This is a genomic window from Enterobacter cloacae complex sp. P16RS2 (assembly GCF_014982155.1).
GTDB classification, from domain to species: Bacteria; Pseudomonadota; Gammaproteobacteria; order Enterobacterales; family Enterobacteriaceae; genus Enterobacter; species Enterobacter cloacae_M.
Map to the genome: position 1 here is coordinate 2333 of NZ_JADCKW010000067.1, position 1416 is coordinate 3748.

Annotated in this window: 2 protein-coding genes; both read left to right on the forward strand. The window is 41.0% G+C overall.

Translation table 11 applies throughout. From position 1 onward, the window contains the following. Nucleotides 1–41 precede the first annotated feature (41 nt). Nucleotides 42–920, forward strand: coding sequence for a glucose-1-phosphate thymidylyltransferase RfbA (rfbA, locus tag INF68_RS22815; protein WP_109845279.1), 879 nt, complete (start codon nucleotides 42–44; stop codon nucleotides 918–920). Nucleotide 921: 1 nt separating this feature from the next. Then, on the forward strand, nucleotides 922–1416 hold a 495-nt coding region (gene rfbC, locus INF68_RS22820), incomplete at its 3' end, for a dTDP-4-dehydrorhamnose 3,5-epimerase (protein ID WP_193525470.1).

Sequence of the window (1416 nt, forward strand, 5' to 3'; positions counted from 1 at the left end):
ATGCCCTTATAAGGGCATTTGGTTTTTATAGAGAAAAAATGATGGCTACGCGTAAAGGTATTATTCTGGCAGGTGGTTCTGGCACTCGTCTGTACCCTGTTACCATGGCGGTGAGTAAACAACTACTGCCAATTTATGACAAACCAATGATTTACTACCCGCTGTCAACACTCATGCTGGCAGGGATAAAAGATATTCTTATTATCAGTACTCCACAAGACACACCACGTTTTGAACAATTGCTGGGTGATGGCAGCCAGTGGGGACTGAACCTGCAATATAAAGTGCAGCCAAGCCCAGATGGTCTTGCACAGGCGTTTATCATCGGTGAAGAGTTCATCGGCGATGACAGCTGCGCTTTGGTTTTGGGGGATAATATTTTCTACGGACATGACCTGCCGAAGCAACTTGAAGCCGCAGTAAATAAAGATGAAGGTGCTACAGTATTTGCTTATCATGTTAATGATCCTGAACGCTATGGTGTAGTTGAGTTCAATAAGAACGGTACCGCAATCAGTCTGGAAGAAAAACCGTTAGAACCGAAGAGCAATTACGCTGTTACAGGTCTGTACTTCTATGATAATGACGTGGTGGAAATGGCAAAAAATCTGAAGCCATCTGCACGTGGTGAATTAGAAATTACAGATATTAACCGTGTATATCTTGAGCAAGGGCGCTTATCTGTTGCAATGATGGGGCGCGGGTACGCGTGGCTGGATACTGGCACACATCAAAGTTTGATCGAAGCGAGTAATTTCATTGCGACTATTGAGGAACGTCAGGGATTAAAGGTTTCTTGTCCAGAAGAAATTGCTTATCGAAAAGGTTTTATTGACGCTGCGCAGCTAAAGAGACTCGCTATACCATTGTCGAAGAACGCTTATGGCAAGTATATGCTTAAATTGGTTGAAGGGATCTGAAATGAACGTGACCATGACTGAAATTCCTGATGTATTAATCCTTGAGCCAAAAGTATTTGGTGATAATAGAGGATTTTTCCTCGAGAGTTTTAACCAGAAAACCTTTAATGAAATTGTTGGTAGAAAAGTGAACTTTGTACAGGATAATCACTCAAAATCAGCAATAAACGTTTTAAGAGGTTTGCATTTTCAATCACAAAATACCCAGGGGAAATTAGTACGCGTGACTGCTGGAGCAGTTTTTGATGTGGCTGTAGATTTACGAAAGAACTCAAAAAGTTATGGTAGCTGGGTTGGGGTTGAACTTTCCGCTGAAAACAAAAAACAATTGTGGATACCGGAAGGTTTTGCTCATGGATTTTATGTTTTGGAAGAGAACACAGAATTCGTTTACAAATGTACTGATTATTATAGCCCTGCTTTTGAACATACTTTAGCCTGGAATGATACATCAATCAGAATAAACTGGCCAATACCAGAGGGTATTGTACCTATT

Excerpts from the sequence above, each read along its gene's own strand:
- rfbA (WP_109845279.1), top strand. The coding sequence starts at position 42 with ATGGCTACGCGTAAAGGTATTATTCTGGCAGGTGGTTCTGGCACTCGT.